The sequence below is a fragment of the Sphingopyxis sp. USTB-05 genome, assembly GCF_023822045.1.
In the GTDB taxonomy this organism is placed as follows: domain Bacteria; phylum Pseudomonadota; class Alphaproteobacteria; order Sphingomonadales; family Sphingomonadaceae; genus Sphingopyxis.
The window spans coordinates 2,076,393-2,093,669 of record NZ_CP084712.1 but is presented as its reverse complement, the minus strand read 5'-3'; the positions used below and the strand labels follow the sequence as shown (position 1 = coordinate 2,093,669).

Annotated in this window: 20 protein-coding genes; 12 read left to right on the top strand and 8 right to left on the bottom strand. The window is 56.8% G+C overall.

Features of this window, described 5'->3' with window-relative positions:
- Positions 1 to 1,473, bottom strand: coding sequence for a hypothetical protein (locus KEC45_RS09495; RefSeq protein ID WP_252171978.1), 1,473 nt, complete (start codon positions 1,471 to 1,473; stop codon positions 1 to 3).
- 161 nt (positions 1,474 to 1,634) lie between these two features.
- Here KEC45_RS09495 and KEC45_RS09490 point away from each other — a divergent pair, with 161 nt between their 5' ends.
- The 6 genes from KEC45_RS09490 to KEC45_RS09465 all read left to right on the top strand — a co-directional run bounded on the left by KEC45_RS09490 (position 1,635) and on the right by KEC45_RS09465 (position 6,002).
- Positions 1,635 to 2,033: a hypothetical protein gene (locus KEC45_RS09490; protein WP_252171977.1), complete on the top strand. Its 399-nt coding sequence runs from the start codon at positions 1,635 to 1,637 to the stop codon at positions 2,031 to 2,033.
- 135 nt (positions 2,034 to 2,168) lie between these two features.
- Positions 2,169 to 2,426 (top strand): hypothetical protein, encoded by a 258-nt coding sequence (locus KEC45_RS09485; protein ID WP_252171976.1) that lies wholly within the window; start codon positions 2,169 to 2,171, stop codon positions 2,424 to 2,426.
- A gap of 134 nt (positions 2,427 to 2,560) precedes the next feature.
- Entirely contained in the window at positions 2,561 to 3,310 is a 750-nt protein-coding gene (locus tag KEC45_RS09480; protein WP_252171975.1) for a division plane positioning ATPase MipZ, read from the top strand.
- Entirely contained in the window at positions 3,307 to 3,894 is a 588-nt protein-coding gene (locus KEC45_RS09475) for a hypothetical protein (protein WP_252171974.1), read from the top strand. The genes KEC45_RS09480 and KEC45_RS09475 overlap by 4 nt, the downstream gene beginning before the upstream one ends.
- A gap of 273 nt (positions 3,895 to 4,167) precedes the next feature.
- Entirely contained in the window at positions 4,168 to 4,485 is a 318-nt protein-coding gene (mobC, locus tag KEC45_RS09470; RefSeq protein ID WP_252171973.1) for a plasmid mobilization relaxosome protein MobC, read from the top strand.
- A complete protein-coding gene (locus KEC45_RS09465; RefSeq protein ID WP_252171972.1) occupies positions 4,482 to 6,002 on the top strand; it encodes a relaxase/mobilization nuclease domain-containing protein in 1,521 nt (506 codons plus the stop codon). Before mobC ends, KEC45_RS09465 begins: the two co-directional genes overlap by 4 nt.
- Before the next feature lie 179 nt (positions 6,003 to 6,181).
- Here KEC45_RS09465 and KEC45_RS09460 read toward each other — a convergent pair whose 3' ends face one another.
- Entirely contained in the window at positions 6,182 to 7,822 is a 1,641-nt protein-coding gene (locus KEC45_RS09460; RefSeq protein WP_252171971.1) for a hypothetical protein, read from the bottom strand.
- Between the two features lie 285 nt (positions 7,823 to 8,107).
- Between KEC45_RS09460 and KEC45_RS09455 the strand changes: the two genes are divergently transcribed.
- Positions 8,108 to 8,257 carry a hypothetical protein gene (locus KEC45_RS09455; RefSeq protein ID WP_252171970.1) on the top strand — a complete coding sequence of 50 codons (150 nt, stop codon included), beginning with the start codon at positions 8,108 to 8,110 and terminating at the stop codon, positions 8,255 to 8,257.
- A 46-nt stretch (positions 8,258 to 8,303) separates the two neighbouring features.
- Here the strand turns inward: KEC45_RS09455 and KEC45_RS09450 are convergent, their stop codons facing one another.
- The 3 genes from KEC45_RS09450 to KEC45_RS09440 form a co-directional block, all read right to left on the bottom strand.
- Entirely contained in the window at positions 8,304 to 8,837 is a 534-nt protein-coding gene (locus KEC45_RS09450; RefSeq protein WP_252171969.1) for a hypothetical protein, read from the bottom strand.
- Between the two features lie 803 nt (positions 8,838 to 9,640).
- On the bottom strand, positions 9,641 to 10,315 hold the full coding sequence (locus KEC45_RS09445) for an RES family NAD+ phosphorylase (RefSeq protein WP_252171968.1): 675 nt from the start codon (positions 10,313 to 10,315) through the stop codon (positions 9,641 to 9,643).
- Positions 10,312 to 10,881, bottom strand: a complete 570-nt coding sequence (locus tag KEC45_RS09440) for an MbcA/ParS/Xre antitoxin family protein (RefSeq protein WP_252171967.1) — start codon at positions 10,879 to 10,881, stop codon at positions 10,312 to 10,314. Before KEC45_RS09440 ends, KEC45_RS09445 begins: the two co-directional genes overlap by 4 nt.
- A 75-nt stretch (positions 10,882 to 10,956) precedes the next feature.
- Here KEC45_RS09440 and KEC45_RS09435 point away from each other — a divergent pair, with 75 nt between their 5' ends.
- Positions 10,957 to 11,373 (top strand): excalibur calcium-binding domain-containing protein, encoded by a 417-nt coding sequence (locus KEC45_RS09435; RefSeq protein ID WP_368389965.1) that lies wholly within the window; start codon positions 10,957 to 10,959, stop codon positions 11,371 to 11,373.
- Between the two features lie 22 nt (positions 11,374 to 11,395).
- Here the strand turns inward: KEC45_RS09435 and KEC45_RS09430 are convergent, their stop codons facing one another.
- Positions 11,396 to 11,593 carry a hypothetical protein gene (locus KEC45_RS09430; protein ID WP_252171965.1) on the bottom strand — a complete coding sequence of 66 codons (198 nt, stop codon included), beginning with the start codon at positions 11,591 to 11,593 and terminating at the stop codon, positions 11,396 to 11,398.
- 175 nt (positions 11,594 to 11,768) lie between these two features.
- Here KEC45_RS09430 and KEC45_RS09425 point away from each other — a divergent pair, with 175 nt between their 5' ends.
- From KEC45_RS09425 to KEC45_RS09410, 4 genes are all read left to right on the top strand, one after another.
- Positions 11,769 to 12,938, top strand: coding sequence for a hypothetical protein (locus KEC45_RS09425; RefSeq protein WP_252171964.1), 1,170 nt, complete (start codon positions 11,769 to 11,771; stop codon positions 12,936 to 12,938).
- 69 nt (positions 12,939 to 13,007) lie between these two features.
- Positions 13,008 to 13,352, top strand: a complete 345-nt coding sequence (locus KEC45_RS09420) for a hypothetical protein (RefSeq protein WP_252171963.1) — start codon at positions 13,008 to 13,010, stop codon at positions 13,350 to 13,352.
- A gap of 68 nt (positions 13,353 to 13,420) precedes the next feature.
- On the top strand, positions 13,421 to 13,852 hold the full coding sequence (locus KEC45_RS09415) for a thermonuclease family protein (RefSeq protein WP_252171962.1): 432 nt from the start codon (positions 13,421 to 13,423) through the stop codon (positions 13,850 to 13,852).
- Positions 13,853 to 14,340: 488 nt separating this feature from the next.
- Positions 14,341 to 14,859 carry a hypothetical protein gene (locus KEC45_RS09410; protein ID WP_368389970.1) on the top strand — a complete coding sequence of 173 codons (519 nt, stop codon included), beginning with the start codon at positions 14,341 to 14,343 and terminating at the stop codon, positions 14,857 to 14,859.
- 250 nt (positions 14,860 to 15,109) lie between these two features.
- On the opposite strand, the gene KEC45_RS09405 is transcribed toward KEC45_RS09410, so the two are convergent.
- Together KEC45_RS09405 and KEC45_RS09400 are read right to left on the bottom strand one after the other, a co-directional pair.
- The gene (locus KEC45_RS09405; protein ID WP_252171961.1) at positions 15,110 to 15,547 is read right to left on the bottom strand and encodes a MucR family transcriptional regulator; all 438 of its coding nucleotides are present in this window, start codon (positions 15,545 to 15,547) and stop codon (positions 15,110 to 15,112) included.
- Between the two features lie 203 nt (positions 15,548 to 15,750).
- Positions 15,751 to 16,992 (bottom strand): hypothetical protein, encoded by a 1,242-nt coding sequence (locus KEC45_RS09400; protein WP_252171960.1) that lies wholly within the window; start codon positions 16,990 to 16,992, stop codon positions 15,751 to 15,753.
- Positions 16,993 to 17,277 lie beyond the last annotated feature (285 nt).

The window sequence follows — 17,277 nt, the reverse complement described above, 5'->3', positions numbered from 1 at the left end:
TCAATAGAGATGATGAGATTTCCGCGGAGCGGAGTAAAGCGGGGAAGGGATGTGGCTCCTCCCCAATCCCAAATGCATCGAGCTTTTGCTTGCAGCTGGGCCGATTGGCGCTGCGCTTCCTAAATAGAATTCTGGTTGGATATCCCATTGCTGGGCACCGCCAAGATCGGCAGTAGCCGATGCAACATGATCAGGCACGATCCAAGCGCTTGCCTTTTTCTTCGTAGCTTTGATCAGATCTTGACCCGGAACATTTCCTTTTTTGGTGTGCAACTCAAAGGAGCCCCGAAGATCATACGGGTGCCCCTCCGGGCTAAATGCCGGTGGATACTGTGACGTGATCCAGACCGCCGAGCGCGCCACGAGGATCAGCTTCGCGGCGTCTTTATTCTGAAATCCGGCAAGGGGGCCAAACCAACGTTCATGGCGCTTTGGCCATCGCGTTCGCCCTGATACTATATTTGGAAGTAGCCGCGAAAATGATAATAGCCGCAGACCTGCAAACGCAATTTGTTCGCCGCCCGTCACGCCTCCGGCTACCGCCGTGGTAACGAAAGCACGCATCTCGCTTCGCAGCCTGGCATTTTTTGGATCATGATCCTTGAACGCGGGTTTTGGCTTAGCTCGGTTCATACACGACCTGATCAAATCGATCCGTGGAGATAGGTAGCCATAGAAAGTGCGGAGTTCGTGGAGCAGGTCAGCCTCGCTCAGGCCGAGGCGTTTGACATACGCTTCTTTTTCGAATGTTTCTCCAAACTCCCTGAGCTGGCTTATGATTTCTAATGGCCTACCTTTGAGCTTTTTATCCGAGAAAACGCCGTCGAAGGCTTTTTCCAGCCCAGCGCCTATTAGAGCGAAATTGTCGACCACTGCGCCCATTGATCGGCCTTTTTCATCTTCCTCCTCTCCGAACTGAAATATCTCAATTCCCCGCTGGCGCGCTGAGACAATCTGCAGCTGAAGCGCACCGTAGTAGATCGCAGTTGAGACGAGCAGATGATTGAACTTCGGAATATCTAACTTTGGGGTCAGTAGCGAAATTGCTAGCGCGGCCTCATGATGGCCAGTCAGACAATTGATCGCTAGGTTCGGATATGATCGATGAAAATCGACGAAACGGTGTGCATCTTCGCTGGGATCAAGCTTGAGTGCCTCTGCGACTATCTCCGCACCCTGTTCGTGAGGGTTGCATAGCATCTGAGAAAGAACCTCTCTTAGGGCGGCCTCATCTCCTGCGAGCAGCGTCCTGGCTTGTTGCTCGGGCATTCTCACGCGGTGATCGAAAAGATGACCAATCGGCAATTGTGCCATGTCAGGAAACTGAAAGAGCTGCCTTTCAAACTCCTCCCGATCAATTCCGCCATTCAGTCGCTTATCAACTTCCTTGCGGATGTCGGCAGCGATTCGGAAAAAGTCGAAACTCGATGCAGGATCCATTAACGCCATCGCCTGCTTCAGTTGTTTAATCATCGCTCGCTCAATCGGTGGGACTGGTATTCCGAGCTAGTCGCCTAAAATTGCAGCTAAAACATTAATGCGATGTAGCCCCCCGTGGGACGCCTCACGCACAATGCATACGTGCGTCCTGTCGAGCAGAAGGCAATCCAGCCTTCACGACAGGAGAAATGGAAATGCACACGCACGAAGAATTTGGCGCATTAGTCGGGAAGTCGCTTGTCGAAGCGGCATCCAATGCCGACGTGCCTCGCGTCGCTGCGACACAGTTCGCAAGCGCAGTTATCGCGCACTGCCCCATGGTGAAGCTGCCGGCGCTGCTTCGCAAAGATGGCGTGCGCGAATGGATGAACGATGCTCGAGTAAGCGAGAGCATGTTGCGTACCGCACTTACCAATGCCCGCAAGACAAACCGTGAAAATGTGCGGCAAAAGGATGTCGTTCGCGTTCCGCCGCGCTCGCGGAAAAAGTCGACAGTCGACGTCGACGCAAAGCCCGCGCCGTTAGCAAGCGGCCGCAAGATTAACCTCGGGACCACCGAGGTTATCCCGAACCTCTCCCTCGATTTGCTCTGAGGACAGCGGCGATTGGTGCGCTTGCCCGTTCTCGGGGACGCGGCAATCTCGCTGCTCAATCTTCAATCGAAACTCACCAAGTTCGCTGCCCCTACGCTGCGAGCCTTAGCAACCTGTCTAGTAAAGGAACCCAAAATGGCAGTGCGCGCATCGAACGCAAACTTCACAAAACGACGTAATCAGCGGCCCACGGTTCTCATGGGTGGTGACAAGGGCGGGGTCGGAAAAAGCTTCGCAGCCCGATCAGTTATCGGTTGGTCCGCGATGCAAGGATATCACGAGGCCGGCTTCGCCGCTGACGCACGCAGCGGGGATCTGCCTCTTGCAAGTGGTCAAAAGATTGGCCTCGGGAACAGCGAGGTGATCCCGAACCTTTCCCCCGATTTGCTCTAACAGCAGGGGCATTGACGCACCCGATGGTTCTCGGGTCGGCGGCGCCTCAATTCTCGATCTTCACTGGAAACTCGCCAATCTCGCCGCGCGTGCGCGGCGAGCCCTGGCGTCTATCCTGTTCAAAGGAAATGCACATGGCGATGCTTGCATCCAACGCAGACTTTACAAATCCGCGCAAACGGCGGCGAATTATCTTGGTAGGAGGTGATAAAGGGGGGACGGGTAAGAGCTTCGGTGCGCGCACAATTACAGGCTGGCTAATTGCGCAGGGATATGAGGTAGCCGCCTTTGATGCCGACGCACGCAATGGACATCTCGAGCGCTATTACGATCGAAGTATCGGCGTTGAGCGAGTGCCTCTTCGCGACCCACTCGGGTGGACTTCTCTATATGAGGCTTGGGCGCGGGTGAATGACGACTGCGTAATTATCGTCGACCTTCCGGGCAACATCGGCGCCGAAATGGCTGAGGAAACCATTCGCCTAAAGCGGGTCTCGGAGGCACTGAACCGTGACTTCATAAACGTTTGGGTTGCCAGCGAAGAAGAAGATTCGATCTGGTTGCTCGACACGGCCCTGCAGGTCGCCGGAGAGCCGCAAACGATTTTTCTGATGAACGGTCGCTTCGGCTCCGATCCGTCCAAATTCGAACTTTGGAACGGCTCGAAAGCACGAGCTAGTTTTATCCGCAACGGCGGCATCGAAGCATACCTACCTGTTTTGCCGATTTTCGTTCGAACCAAAATCGCAAGGGCCCGCGCGCCGTTTCATAATCTCTCTGAAGTGGAACTTGGACTCACTGATCGAATTGACTTCGATCTTTGGTGGGAGGCTGTTGCAGATGCGCTTGAACCGCTCTCTGATCTCTTGGGAGGCCGGCCATGAGCAGCCTTGCAGAACAGATCATGCGCAATGTCTTAGGCCGTGCGGCTACGGCCGAAGACTATCGTCAGCTGAACGAAATGATGAGCGCTTTGCCTGCCGAAATTGCGACCAGCCCGGGCGCAATGTACGAACTAGTGGCCCGGATGAATTTCCTTCAGCAGCTTGAAGCGACGATCGCACAGGCCGGGCGTGAGGCTCAGCAGAAGATCCACTATGACCTGCCAGCTCGCATCGACGATGCTGCGTTGAAGGCCATGCTAAAGGTGCGCGACACGCTGCCAGTCGACGCAACGCATACGGCGCGAAAGCTCTACTTCACGACGGCACTCGGAACGCTCGTGATCGGCATGCTCGCGTGCGGCGCCGGTTGGGTGCTTGGCGAAAACCATATCAAAGCCGAACGAGCGGCAACGCATGCAGCGTCCGATCGCGAGCTCGGCCGTTGTGTCGATGCCGCGACAGGCGGGTTCGTAACCAGCGCAAGGAATGGCACCAGGCCGGTCCCAATCCGCAACGAGACCATCCGCAATGACCTCATGATCTGCGGTGCAGAGTACGCCGATCGCCGCGCAGGCAACGGCTGATACGCAGCGACCCCCTGACGCCTCAGCGTCGGGGGGAGGGGGGTGGCGACGACAAGCGTCGCCACGTTCAAGAAAATCACAGATTCAATCGAAATAAGGGAGGAAACAGCAAGGGCTGGCCAACGACTACCGCGCCGCTGCAGCGGCGCTTTGGTCCGCGCTCTGTCGCTTCGCTCTGTCGCTTGTTCCGCGTGGCCCGACCTTGTTGGAGAGGACGCTGTCCTCCCCAAACCCCTCCTCGAGACCGAAGAATTTCACCCTAGGGGAATGAAAATGCCCGGACAGACCGGATCCGAAAATCGCCAGAGACAAATCGTTCGCAGCACGCGCTGGGACGCGCATGAGTTCGCCCAGCTTCAGGCGGTCGCCGCATATTCAGGGTGCAGCGAGGCCGAAGTTCTACGCCGCCTCGTTCGACGTGCGAACAAGCGGATCGTGATCTCACGCGATCTCGTCCGCGCCGTCCGTCAGCTCGGCAATAATGTCAATCAGATCGCGCGACACATGAACTCTGGCGAGCAGGTTCGATCGGACGAACTCATCGATGCATACAGAGAACTGCTGCAGGCAGTGAATATCGCAAAGTCATGATCAGCAACATTACATGGGGTGCGGATTTTGCCGGCATCGTTCGATACCTCGTCGAGAATCGCGTCCATGAGGTCCTCGACTTAAAGGGCGTGACATCCGTCGAGCTCGCCGCAGACGAGATGGCTGCAGTTGCTGCGCTTAGCACGCGCGCGAAGAATGTATTGCTGCATATCTCACTCTCAGCTGCAATCGAGGACGGCGCGCTCGACGCCGACCAATGGCGGCACTGTGCCAGCGAAATTACCATTGCGCTTCGACTAGTGGGTCTCCAGCGCGTCGTCGTTCGCCATTCGGACAAAGCGCACGACCACGTACACATCTTCTACTGCACGATCGATCCTGAAACTGGTCAGACACCTCCAAAGCATTGGTTCCTCCGCAAAGGTAACGCCGTCGATGATATCGGTCCGCATGCACTGTCCGATGCGGAAGTCGATGCTGTCCCGGTGTCCGCCCGGGCCCTTCGGACATATGACTTTCGCGCACTCGCTCGCGTGATGGATACATGCCGGAAGTTGGAACGGCAGCTTGGGCTTCGCGCGCTTCGTACGCCGTCCGAGGCTGCGCAAGCACGCTTGGCGGGGGAAGCCAAAGACAAACCTGCGGCCCCGCAGAGACGGTCTGATCGGGTGGGTTCGATACCGCTCATGGAGCGGGCAGAGGAAATACGAAGCGCTCTTGATACGCCTGACTGGCCATCGAAACGAGACGCGCTTTGCGCAGCTGGTCTAGACTTTGAACCCATATATCGAACGACAAAGAAAACCGAAGAATTGCGAGGTCTGGTCATCTTTGATGCGGCGGATCCGGGTAACCGAATTCGGGCGTCGAACCTCGATCTTCCCGATCGCAAATATGGGCTGCGCCGTCTTGAGGCGCGACACGCGAGCGAAGCAGAAAGTTTCGAACGCTGGTGGCCGGAACGTACGGCAACGAGGCCAGGGGCACCTCTTGGCCCTGGCACTGATCGTCAGCGGCTAAAGGACGGCTTTGATCTACTCGCGCTGCAGCATGCTGCAGCCGAGCGCGACAAACGTGTGGCACGTCACCGGCTGCGTAAAGAACAAGCCTTGGAACGCGCACGCAAGCGAAGGCTGTTGATGATCCGCAGGCGACGAGAAGCTGCACAGCTTCCGGCCAGCGAACGTCGCGGGTTCTATCGTCAATTTTCGCTCGAAGTGTCGCGGCTCGAGCTTGCCGCATTGAGTGAGCTCCATTCACAACAGGCTCGCCCGCTCGCACGGGGCAGAAAGCCAACATGGAACGAATATCTAAAAATGCGCGCCGATGCAGGCGATATCGCTGCAGCGCGATTAATCACTCAGTCACCTGCAAAGGCTGTTGCGCGTGTTGCCGCGAAAGAACAGGTGATCGTCCGCGGCCAGCCAGTGCTTGCCAAGCCGCGAGCTCCAGTCCCGACGTTCCCGCAGACGATCGTTGCGGCCAATCCGACCGATATCGACCCAGCCGACTTAATGCTTGCGTACAAGGCAATGCAGCAGCGCGGACGCGATTGATTGTGCAAAGATATAACGGTATGGTGAGGCTATGAAATACAAGTGGAGGAAAGAGACATGATCTCCAAAGAAGACGTGCCGGGCGGCTGACGCGGTCCAATTTGTCAGCATGAGGCGGCCAGCTATCGGCCGCCTTTTTCGTTCGTGGATTGCGGGCGAAGTGCATCAACACTTCGAGCCTATATGCCAAATGCCTTCAAGCTTGCGTCGAACGCGCCTTCCAGTCCGCCCCGGACTCCGCCTTTCTGCCGAGTTGATAGCGGCGCTTCCTCGATGATCAGAATTCCAGAGCCTTGCTCGACCCTGTCTTTGAACAGCTGTTCGCGACCGAACAGATATGGCGCAAATGTCTCTGTGCGCGTCACAGAATATGCAAGATCCGCGCTAAATCCAACCAACTGGTCTTGTCCAAAGATACGGCCGCGCTCTGCCCGTTCCAACCGGATGCCGCGGCCACCTTTGATGACCAGCCGGCATGGACCATGGAAGACCAAGTAGCGAAGTTGCAGCGTCAGCCAGGCATTGAGAGAGAACAAACGCCAATGGCTCGTGATCCGAACTGGTTGCCCTTCAGGCTGCGCGACGGCGACGAGCGCACGGGGATGCAACACGCAAGCGGCACCCTGCGGCATATCGACCTCAGTGAGCTCGGCAAACGGATCACGAACCGCAGAGACGGTGGTGTTCTCTCCTTCTCCCCGAATTCGCGTTAAGAAGATCAGGCCGCTGGCAACGCTAGAAAAGACGTGCCGACAATCGAGCAGCCAACGCGTGTCTTTCTTGGCGCCGAGGGCGGTCGATTGCAGATAATCTTGCCGCACCAAGAGTTCCTCGCTTTTGCGCAAGGTGATGAGAACCGACACGCGAGAATTTTCCGCAGGCGGAATAGGCACGTTGCCGGCTCCGGGAACCTTGATACGGATTGATGCCCGGCGCTCTGCCAGAGGGGCGAGAACATAGTAGAAGATCGTGCGGATAATGAATGGCATCGCGATGATCGCCCCAAGCACGAGCAGGGCCTTCAATAATATGCTTCGAACCGTTTGCTTGGTAACATCGGGGGAGTAATCGTGGATCCTAGCCGCGACGTCGTTTCGGACTTGCGCGAGGGCAACTTGGGATGCCTCCAATTCCGCCCGCGCAACCTTGCCGGCGGCCAAGCCAGTCTCCCGCGCAGATCTCTTGGATTTATAGCTGAGGCAGGCGGCCCTTGCCGTCTGCGTGAGCTTCACGGCGCGATTGTCGAGGAGATTGGCCGCAGCCCGTTTCACATAGCTGCCGTTGTTGAATGTCCGCACAGCCTTGTTCGCTCGGTCGCACGCGATACGGGCAACCTCGACGGCGCTTTGACTCGGAAAGGAGATTCTGTTGAACGCGGCACGGCGCGCCTCGCGGTCTATGACTGCCTCAAGCAGCGCGATTTCGGCGGACAATTTGCCGCGCCGCAATTTCAGTTTCTCGCGCGCAATGATCGCTGTGGGTCTGACGCTCGCCAACCATCCCTGCTGCTGTTTCAGATCCAAGTCCGTTTTGGCCAGATCGCTGCGTTTCTCCTGAAGGGTCGCCTCTAACTCGGTCCCGGACATGGCGAGGAACTGGCGTTGAGATATCTCGAGATCAGCGATCGCCTGGCGCTTCAGGTTTATCAGATTGGTCCTGATCTCAGCCGGTGATTTCCATTCTTCGGTGGCCGCAGTTCGCGCCGTTCCGTCTGATATCAACGGCCAAACAAATTGATGGAACGCTATTGCTGCTACAATCAACGCGAACACGATTCCCTTGCGAACCAACCAGGCCACGATTGCTTTAACTGCGTTCATTTCGCCCCTTTAGGCCAGTGGGCTCAGCGTTGCTCTGAGCATTCCAATTCAGCCCCTCATCGCATATATTACAGATATGGCCCATGAGCTCGACGATATCCGTGCTTCGGGAAGTTGCCCAGGCTGCCGGCGAGAGTTCAGTGTGAGCTACCGAACTTTGCGCCTGGGACGGACGATCGAATGCCCCGGTTGCGGCGAGACAATCCGGCTTACGGACGCTACTCCAATATCCGCCGTACAGAGGCTGATGGACGAGATCGGCGACGGCAGCTGAGATGAGACGAGATGGTTTACAACGATCGTTTGATAGCGAGCCGTGTTGCTGATTTTGAAATCATCGGACTAACCACCTTGGCGACCGCAGCCAGCCGGTCGTCGGTAAAAATCGAAGCTCGCGAGGAACTTCGTTCGATAGCAGGTAATGTCGCAGTTTGAATCTAGCGAACGTACATAAAGAAAGCCCCGCCGGAGCGGGGCTCAATCAAATCGCGGCGATTCTTTCCGTCACCTTCTCGTGAAGTTGGGATCGAAAATTGCTGTCGTCGCATTCCAGTAAATCGTTTGCGACACTGAAAACCGTTGCTCCGATCGCCGTTTCTTTCGACACCCGGTCGTGATGATATAGCCAGATAGAAACATCGGACCAATCCCAAAGCGGGCTCGCTGTGGTAACGCGCGCCTTCGGAGCGGGGAACCCCTCGGACCTGTGACCCTTGAAGTAATTTGTCATAGCAGAGCGACTCATATCCGAGCGGGTCGCGATGTCAGACAGGCTGACCAAGGGGTCAGGCTCAACGCGCTCCACTATGGCGCCTGCCGCGCGGCAATTGTCCACTGCGGACCCAATGGCCTCCTCCAATGAGGATGCCTCTCGGCTAAAATCGACGAGTATGTGCCCCTTCTGAAACGATACCAGAGCATCGTCGCAGCCAGCGTCATAGAATAGCGCCTCAAAGCCTTCATCTTGTGGGTCAAGGCCGGTGGCAATGACCGTGAATTCATACGTTTCCATCATCTGCCTCCTCTACTCCATTCTGATGCGGGCACCGATCCACTGCCCGTGCAATTTGCTTTGCATGGTTGCCGCCATTTTTCGGCGATCCGGAAATTCCAAACTGGCAACCATCTCGATCAGACTGAGCGCAATACATACGGCCCCAATGACCTTGCATCCGCACAGACCAACCTAGGCTCTCCGCATATTGGACGGCCTCTTCGACATCCTTGTCGGGGTGTCGCGGCCTAGCCAGTGCTGCCTCCTAAATTTAGGGCACCGTGAACACTTGTCAACACCTTTCTTCCTCCCCTTTAATCCCGCGCTGTAAATCTAGTGTGAACAAGCCAGTCGCAGCGCGCGTTTTTATATGCCCCGGTGCCTTAGGAGTGGGCGCTATTCATCGACCTTAGCGACAACATCTTTCTCCGACCAGAGATGGTCGGTGATGTCAGCGGCCATTGCGGTCGACACGCCGACAGCCTGGACCCGTTGTTATCAGGACAAATGTTTGAAAATACTCGAAAGCCGAAGTGATACCGTCCTATGCCTCTTGCCGCGATCAAGGCGCAGGACCGATGGCACCGCGATGGTGCGCAGAGGGCCCGCATATCAGTCATTCTGGAATTGGAGCACGGGAGTTTAACGGAGCGTGTGGCGCTGGGCATCCTTTGACATGACCCCCTAATTTTCCTCCCGTCTTGATTAGAGTCCGGCCTTGAAGGAAGGGCACGTCAGAGACGATCCGGCTTACGGACGCTACTCCAATATCCGCTGTACAGAGACTGATGGACGAGATCGGCGACGGTAGCTGACGTCTCGGATCACGCGGCGAGGCGGTTTACAACGATCTTTCGATCGCTGGCCGCGACGGTGATTTTGAAATGATCGGACTGCACCACTTTAGTAACGGACGTCGGAATGAAGCAGACCATGCTGGTTCCGTTTCTTCGGCGCAGGCTGTCGAAGATCAACCCGGATTGTCCTGATGAGCGAACGGATTCCCCGAACGCCTGTGACGCGTGGTAGCTATCCGATCGATAGACATCTGCCAGATCGCGATGACGACCGCGGATATCGAGGTAATCGCGGCCGATTAGCTCCGCCGAGTAAGTTCGATAGGTCCGGCTCATGCTCACTTCTCGGCGAGCGATGGCTTCGCGGCGAAGATGGTGAGCGACCTCCGCAATGGCAGTCTCAATCTCTTTGGCAGCGTACCAGGCGCCAAGATCGGGACCGTTGAAGCGCATGCCATCAGGTGCGCCGTGAAGGAACGAAGCCATGATGATGCTGGAGTTGGCACTTCCAAATACCCATTGTGGTTTTGGCAAACGAGCAATTCGATCGGCAACGAGCCGGTCGTTGGTCCAGCCCACGAGATCCATCACCGCCTCAGCGTCTGCAGCAGTAGCAACGGAATCGAAGAGACCGACCGGCGGAAAGCGGGAAGGGATCAGGCGAAAGCTGGGGTTGGGTGCCTTTGTAAGCTGGTCTGTCACTGGAAGATGATCTCGCTATCCTCATATGGCGGGAAGCCAGCTTCATCCGCCGTAGGAGGCATGTAGAGCCCGCCCCGGGCAGCATCGATGAACCGGCGAACGACCATCAGGCCGTCCTGCGTCCCATTGCTGAGAATATCGATCGGCGGACTGCCTCCGAAGACGCGACCGTCATGAGGGTTCTTGAGCCAATCAATTCCGTCGCGCTCATTTTCGAAAAGAACGCCCAAGCCCTGATGAATCCCGAGGACCGCCGAAATACGCATCAGCACGTCGACATCCAGCGTGATGTCGCGATGCTCGCGAACCTGTTTCGCCCAGCTGTGATAAGTCGAGCGTGAGGGATAGCCCAGAATCAGGCGTCGCTTCTCCTCGCTCAAATTCCAAAGATCGGCGATCGCGAGGAAGGTGCGCAGCGCAGGCCCGCTCAGACGGCGCCGATTTGCCGGCTCGAAGCGAGCAAAGACTGTCTTTGCGGGGGATGCCTGCGTAGGTGCAGCATTAGCTTGTGCAGTCATATCTTTTTGCTCCGAATTAGATTTAGTCCATATCTGGACAAAATTCAAGAGCGGCATCCCGGGAAGGTTGCCCCGCTACGCGGTCGCGACGTATCGGGACCGGCCTTTCCATATTTGATCTCTATGAAGCTAAGGTCACAAATAACTCTTTTACCTCTCCGCTGTAGCTCAGCGGCCATGGGAAAACGCCCTCATTACCACGAGCCCCGCTATCACGGGCATCGGCGCACCAAATACCGAAGCTCGCGAGGCAGTTCGGTCGGTAGCGTCATCGCTGGAGCCAGCATATTTGGTGCGGTACTCGCTGGTGGGGCGATATTGTCGAGCCCCGAGCAACGCGCCGCCGCATTGGATGTCGCAAGAGATGTCGGTGTGAAATCCGGTATCGTCCGAGCGCGCGCCCCACAGGATGGCGACTATTGGCGCGGCTGCGACGATGCGCGGGCCGCCGGTACCGCGCCTGTCTACCGCGGCGAACCCGGGTATCGAGAAGGGATGGACGGCGATAACGACGGGATCGCCTGCGAACCCTACCGCTGAGGTCCACGTCCGCTTAGCGATCTCACATTGATAGCGGGCGTTCACCCGTCCAGAGCAAACACAGCTTTTCGGCAATCGCCTTCCAGCGAGCGACGCCATCTGCATTGCCTTCAAGTGCAAGCGCGCCGATCCTATCGGCTATCCAGACTGCGGCCTGCTCACCATGTTGGTTCTCGATGGCGAGGGCGCACGCCCATAATTCGCGCTCCGATGTCATCATTTAAACAGCTTCTTCGGCCAATTGGATTCATCGATCCATTCAACATGCACCAAGATGAAAGCGATCGCGAGACATTCCCAGCAGGATGCAAGGTGCTTATGAAAGTTGAAAGATTCGAGATGGATAGAGCCGGTTTGCGAGGAACCGGTGATGAGAGCGCTGTACGAGGATAGGAATGAGCTGGTTCAGAAACGATGACATTTACGTCTCCCCGCAGGCGTTGATTGATTTTGCCTGGAGCGGTCCAATGCGTGACTTGGCAAAAAGGGTAGGCATCTCGGACGTCGCGCTCAAAAAAATGCTGCACGCCAAAGGGATCGGCACACCGCCGCAGGGCCATTGGAACCGCGTCCATGCAGGAAAATCAGTAGCTGGCCCACCCGGAGCCCCCAGCCGACGACCGGGGCAAACCGGGCGCATAAGGATGGACCACAGATTCAAGGACATTATCGCCGCGGCGCCACCGATGCCAGCCAGCGGGCCATTTGCCTCGACCGCTGTGGCTGAGAATCTTGAAGAGCTGCGCGCAGTCGAATTGAAAGCGATCGGCCGCGTTTCAGTTCCGCGCAGCCTCGATCGGCGCCATCCAGGGCTTGTACATCTTTTGAAGCGCGAGGATATGCTTCGCGAAAAAGCCGCCAAAGATCGCTCGCATTGGCGCGTCCCCGAATTCGATACGCCACTCGATCAGCGTAAGCTGCGATTTCTAAACGGCCTGTTCTTTGTCCTGTCTGGGCGAAATCATTCCGGTGTAGCTTCAAACAATGATCGCGGCCTTGGGGCGGTAGCCCACATCGGCGACATGAACCTCAGCCTTGAGATGACGATAGTTGGCAAGCATCGGACCGAATTGATCAGTGGATATCGGCGCCCAGCGCGTGATCTACCTGCCTCGACGCCGCTTCAGCTTGCTATAAATTGGCCCACGCAACTGGGTGCGAAAGCTGCCTGGCAGGACGGGGAGAGCGGAAATCTCGAGAGTCGGCTTGCGGAAATAGCTGCCGATATCATCGTCGCAGGCGAGGCAGCGTTCCGCCGTTCGCTCGTCGAGGAAATTGAACGACAAGAGGCGGCGCGGCAGAGAGAGATTGAATCCCAAAGGCGTCGACTGGAGCAGCTTGAAGCGCAAAGGGTCGAGCATCTTGAAAAATGCGGTGAGATGCTCGCCCGCGCTGTGCGCATTCGATCTCTGATCGATCACGTAAAATTGGCTGCCGCGCAGGGGAGGGCGAACGTGCTGCCCGAAGAACTGGATGCTTGGCAGGCATGGGCGTCAGCGCACGCTGACACCCTGGACCCATTGTTATCAGGACATATGTTCGAAAATATTCAGGCGCCGAAGTGAGCTGGTCCTCCGCCTCTTGCCACAATGAACCCGCGCGACCTATGGCGCCCTGATTAAAGGGAGACGGGAATGCGAGCTTACGCGCTGGCGATCATAGCATGTTTAGCACCTGCATCGGCGGATGCGCGTGATCTGTACAAAACGCTGGCCGAACCTCCGTTGAAGGTTTGGCAAACGACCAATCACACCGATCTGAAGTTCTGCGTCATCACCTCAATCGCTGCGAAAACGGGTCAGGCATCTACGGTCGTGGAAAAGGGGCGGGACACCATGATCATCGTACACAATTGGAGCAGTCCTGTTCCAGGTGACGATGTGCGGGCTATTTTTACGATTAGCAGCGACGGAACCATGGAGTTTCGCGGCCAGAAGGTCGAATTGCAGAGTGAAGTCGAGCGCTGCATCAATCTCTGATTTGTCGTCATCGTCGGTTTGGTCGAGTTTGCCGCAAATGAGGAGCTGCCGAAGGAAATGGCACTGAGATGACGATTGCACTCCTGCTCGCTGTGGCTGTTGTTCCCGCGGGCCAGTCCTTTGAATGTACCCCTGTAGCGGTCTGGGATGGCGACGGGCCCATATGGTGCGCAGAGGGCCCGCATATCCGCCTTTCTGGAATTGCCGCGCGGGAGATCGATGGGTCGTGTCGCCCCGGGCATCCTTGTCCGAGCGCGGACGCCGTTGCTGCTCGCGACCATCTGGCCCGGCTTCTCGGCACTCCGAAGGGGTTTCTGCGTTCGGGCCATGTGAGCGTGACGGGCCCGGCGATGCGGTGTCGGTCGGCGGGCGGGGCAGGGGGCAATCGCACGGCAGCCTTTTGTACTTCCCCCTCCATTGGCGACATATCCTGCGCCATGGTCCGAGATGGCTATGCAGCGCGCTGGGACCGTTTTTGGCAGAAGCACCGGTGTGACTGACTGGCGGCCGGCTAATTTCTTCTAACGAACACCGGCTTCCGATTTTCTACTGGCTGTTCGCTAAAAGGGGTTTCGCCATCGGGCATTCACGCCGGGCTGTTTTGAGGCCGTATCGATAGCTGACACCATGTCCAAAAGCAGAGGGCGAAGTATCATCTTGGTACGTGCGCGAGTAACAAACGCTCGGGATTGAGCTGGAAGGCTAGAAAACTGGCCTTTAGTGTTCCAGAATGGGAGAGAAAAAGCCAACTCGGCACTAATTGTAATTGCCCCTCGACACGTCCCAGCTATATCCGGGGACATATTGGGGGAGTTTATCAATGAAATTCGTAACTATGGCCGCGACTGCGGCCACACTCTTTGTGTCGCCTGCAGTTTTGGCGCAACAGCCCGTCGTAGTGCCAGCTGCGCCGGCGTCCACTGCCATACCCGAAGTCGTAACTACGAACGCGGTACTCCGCGCCGGTACGCCGGTAGCCCTTCGATTGATGGAAGAGATCACAACGAAAAAGAAAGCCGCACGCGTCGGGCAGCGTTTCATGATGGAGGTGTCGGAGCCTGTCATCGTGAATGGCGTGACCGTGCTTCCGAGCGGCACGCCCGCTTGGGGCGAAATCACTACCGTGCGGAACAAGGGCATGTGGGGGAAATCCGGCAAGCTTGACGCGCGCATCCTGTATCTTCGCCATAACGGCCGTCAAATCCGTCTGACCGGTACTTTTGACGATAAAGGCGTTACCGGTACGGCGGGCGTTGTAGGCGCTATCGCCTTGGTTCCAATCGCAGGCTTCTTTGTAACTGGCACCAGCGCTGTTCTGCCCAAGGGCGGCAATGTCGGCGGCTTCATCGACGAAGATGTTGTATTGGCCTTCGCGAATGGTGGGCCGGCGCCTATGCAAGTTCCGGTTGGTGCTCCGCCGATGGCGGTCCCCGCCGCGACCGCCACAGTGCCTGCATCTGAACCAGTTTTGGATATCGCTCCGGCAACGACACCGACTGAGGGTTGATCTAGATTGCGCCCCGGCCTCTGATCGCGAGGCGGGGGCGTTCCTAGCCGTTACGCCGCATTTGGCAGTCGGACGCTGCCGGGAGAAGCGAACGAAGCGTTGTCCCATGCACGGGGCGTCGATTGTTCGGTCGAACATCGATCTGTCGCCCGATCTACTACAAGCGCCAGCAAAATACCGCAGCGCAACGCTTCAATGCGGATCGCCACTAGAGCGCTATCCGGCGCAGGCCCGAATAGGCTCCATGGCACTACTTCGCTTTAGCACCGCCGCGCGCGGCGGGCTTGCGGCCGCCACCGCGCCCTTTGGTTCCGAGGCCGATCGCTTTTGCGAGCGTGCGACGGGTCTCAGCGTAGTTGGGCGCGACCATCGGATAGTCCTTGGGAAGATTCCATTTCGCGCGATAGTCGTCGGGCGTCATGTCATACGCCGTCATAAGGTGGCGGCGCAGCATTTTCAGCTTTTTGCCATCTTCAAGGCAGACAATGTAATCGGGCTTCACCGATGCGCGGATTGAGACTGCGGGCTCTTGTTTAACTTCCAGCTTGTCGGTCGTCCCTAGACCCGCAAGCGCGTCGTGCACCGATCGGATGATCAACGAAATATCTGATATAGCCACGCTGTTGTTGCTGACATGGGCCGCAACGATATCGGCCGTCAATGAGACGAGCGTTTCGGGATCTTCCATGCAATTTTTTCCTTTGAATGCTAATCTTTTCTGGGCCGTAGCAGGGCACGGCTTTTGGAACAAGGACAGCAGCCATCTCTAACGGGAGGTCGCGAGCTGCCGAGTGCGTACGTCATCCCATCAATGCAAAGGAATGGGTGGGGATCGGAATATTGAGCGGGCTTTTTCTTTCCGTGAAATGTCTTTCGTCAACCCGCCGCCGCTCATGATCGTGGCCACTGGAAATCAAAGCGTCGATCATAGAAGTGACGCCGCAAATGCTTGAGGTCATCTTCCCAATGGCTGATCGCCGTGTCCATTGATGGATGATTTTTGCCTTTCGCGTTCTTTGCGAAACTCGCGATATTTTCTGCGATTTTGCGAAGACGAGGCCCGGTCCGCGGTGCTCCCCAATCTCTCATGTAGTCCAGGCCATTGAGTGGAGGCAGCCGCATCGTGAAGATCTGGCCCAGCAGTCGGGTACGCTGCGAGCCAGTCAATTGGCTGCCTAAGCCTACATGATATCCAAGATAGGATAGCATTCCAATTTCGCGCCGTTCAATCGCATTTCCATCGCTTGAACTCGGATTTATATCGGTGGAAGGCCAAGGGAAATAGTCCGGATCTCCTGGCTTCAATGCGTGACGTCGGTCCCATTCCGCTTCGATCAAATAAAGCCGACGCCTGGCATCGACCACATTTGCAGCATTCGGATCTTGATCCTCATAACGCTGCAGCATGTTAAATGCCGCAGACCAATCCCTCTTCAGCTTCTCAAATGGAGATTGCCCAGCAGCGCGTTCAGCGTCCTTCGCAGAGCTCAAACGAGCATTCAAATCCCGGCGAGAAATCTCGTTGAGTTCCGTTGTCCCTTCGCGATCAATTCTTTCAGACCTTAGCTTTTTGGTCAATTTCGCTAAGCGACTAGATGCTTTGGATAAGGGCCGGGCATGGCTTTCCCGAACACGCTTCGTAGCCTTTTTAGGTGCGTTCTTCGCAGCCTTCTTGGCGGCCCTTTTCGCCACGTTTGTTGGCAACGTTTCAGTTGCCTTACCCTCGGAACCCCTTGAAAATATCGTGCGCGGCGTCGCTACCATGGGCGCCGCTTTTGCAGCACTCGAAGGCGGCGGTGAGCCTTTTACTGCCAGAGGCTCACGCGGCGCAGGGCAGGGCCTTGGAGCGAGATTGAGTGCCTTGCGTAATGCTTCGTCCATTGCGGGATTCGCGGGCTGTACGCGGGCCCCAGCATTGTTCTTATTGCGAATTCGCGGACGGGGCGCTGGTCTGGTTGGAGCCTGCGAACTCGGTTCTCCAACAAGAGTGGAACGGAAAACCACCGGTGCACAGACCCCGGTTTCCCTAACGACCTTTTGTGCATGTCGAATCGCTGCATCTACCTTGCGTCGGCGCTCCGCGTCTTCTGATTTAATGAGTTTACGCACCCCCGCGCGCTTCTTCGCCTTCAAGCCCCTGTATCCTCATTCACGCCAGCTTATGTCCATCCGAACCTGTAGATAATGTCACCGTCCGAGCATACTCAAATTCTAACACCATCCTCTTATGCTCGATCAATTCAAACGTCGAAAAAAAGGGCCCGCTCGGCCAATTCTGCGCGGACTTGGTGAGTATTGAGTCTCTAAGTGACGATCAAGCGCGGTGCTTTTTATCGGACAGGCGTGAAACCGATCAATTTCGTCGAGGCTTCTTGCCCTGTGGAGAAGGTTCGCCCCGCTTTCGGTCGATCGAGATTA

Bases quoted from the DNA above. Each gene is read 5' to 3' on its own strand.
- KEC45_RS09420 (WP_252171963.1), top strand. From the start codon at position 13,008: ATGCGAGCTTACGCGCTGGCGATCATAGCATGTTTAGCACCTGCATCG.
- KEC45_RS09425 (WP_252171964.1), top strand. From the start codon at position 11,769: ATGAGCTGGTTCAGAAACGATGACATTTACGTCTCCCCGCAGGCGTTG.
- KEC45_RS09450 (WP_252171969.1), bottom strand. From the start codon at position 8,837: ATGATGGAAACGTATGAATTCACGGTCATTGCCACCGGCCTTGACCCA.
- KEC45_RS09480 (WP_252171975.1), top strand. From the start codon at position 2,561: ATGGCGATGCTTGCATCCAACGCAGACTTTACAAATCCGCGCAAACGG.
- KEC45_RS09460 (WP_252171971.1), bottom strand. From the start codon at position 7,822: ATGAACGCAGTTAAAGCAATCGTGGCCTGGTTGGTTCGCAAGGGAATC.
- KEC45_RS09495 (WP_252171978.1), bottom strand. From the start codon at position 1,473: ATGATTAAACAACTGAAGCAGGCGATGGCGTTAATGGATCCTGCATCG.
- KEC45_RS09465 (WP_252171972.1), top strand. From the start codon at position 4,482: ATGATCAGCAACATTACATGGGGTGCGGATTTTGCCGGCATCGTTCGA.
- KEC45_RS09410 (WP_368389970.1), top strand. From the start codon at position 14,341: ATGGAAGAGATCACAACGAAAAAGAAAGCCGCACGCGTCGGGCAGCGT.
- KEC45_RS09490 (WP_252171977.1), top strand. From the start codon at position 1,635: ATGCACACGCACGAAGAATTTGGCGCATTAGTCGGGAAGTCGCTTGTC.
- KEC45_RS09455 (WP_252171970.1), top strand. From the start codon at position 8,108: ATGGTTTACAACGATCGTTTGATAGCGAGCCGTGTTGCTGATTTTGAA.
- KEC45_RS09415 (WP_252171962.1), top strand. From the start codon at position 13,421: ATGACGATTGCACTCCTGCTCGCTGTGGCTGTTGTTCCCGCGGGCCAG.
- KEC45_RS09435 (WP_368389965.1), top strand. From the start codon at position 10,957: ATGAAGCTAAGGTCACAAATAACTCTTTTACCTCTCCGCTGTAGCTCA.
- KEC45_RS09405 (WP_252171961.1), bottom strand. From the start codon at position 15,547: ATGGAAGATCCCGAAACGCTCGTCTCATTGACGGCCGATATCGTTGCG.
- mobC (WP_252171973.1), top strand. From the start codon at position 4,168: ATGCCCGGACAGACCGGATCCGAAAATCGCCAGAGACAAATCGTTCGC.
- KEC45_RS09485 (WP_252171976.1), top strand. From the start codon at position 2,169: ATGGCAGTGCGCGCATCGAACGCAAACTTCACAAAACGACGTAATCAG.
- KEC45_RS09475 (WP_252171974.1), top strand. From the start codon at position 3,307: ATGAGCAGCCTTGCAGAACAGATCATGCGCAATGTCTTAGGCCGTGCG.
- KEC45_RS09430 (WP_252171965.1), bottom strand. From the start codon at position 11,593: ATGATGACATCGGAGCGCGAATTATGGGCGTGCGCCCTCGCCATCGAG.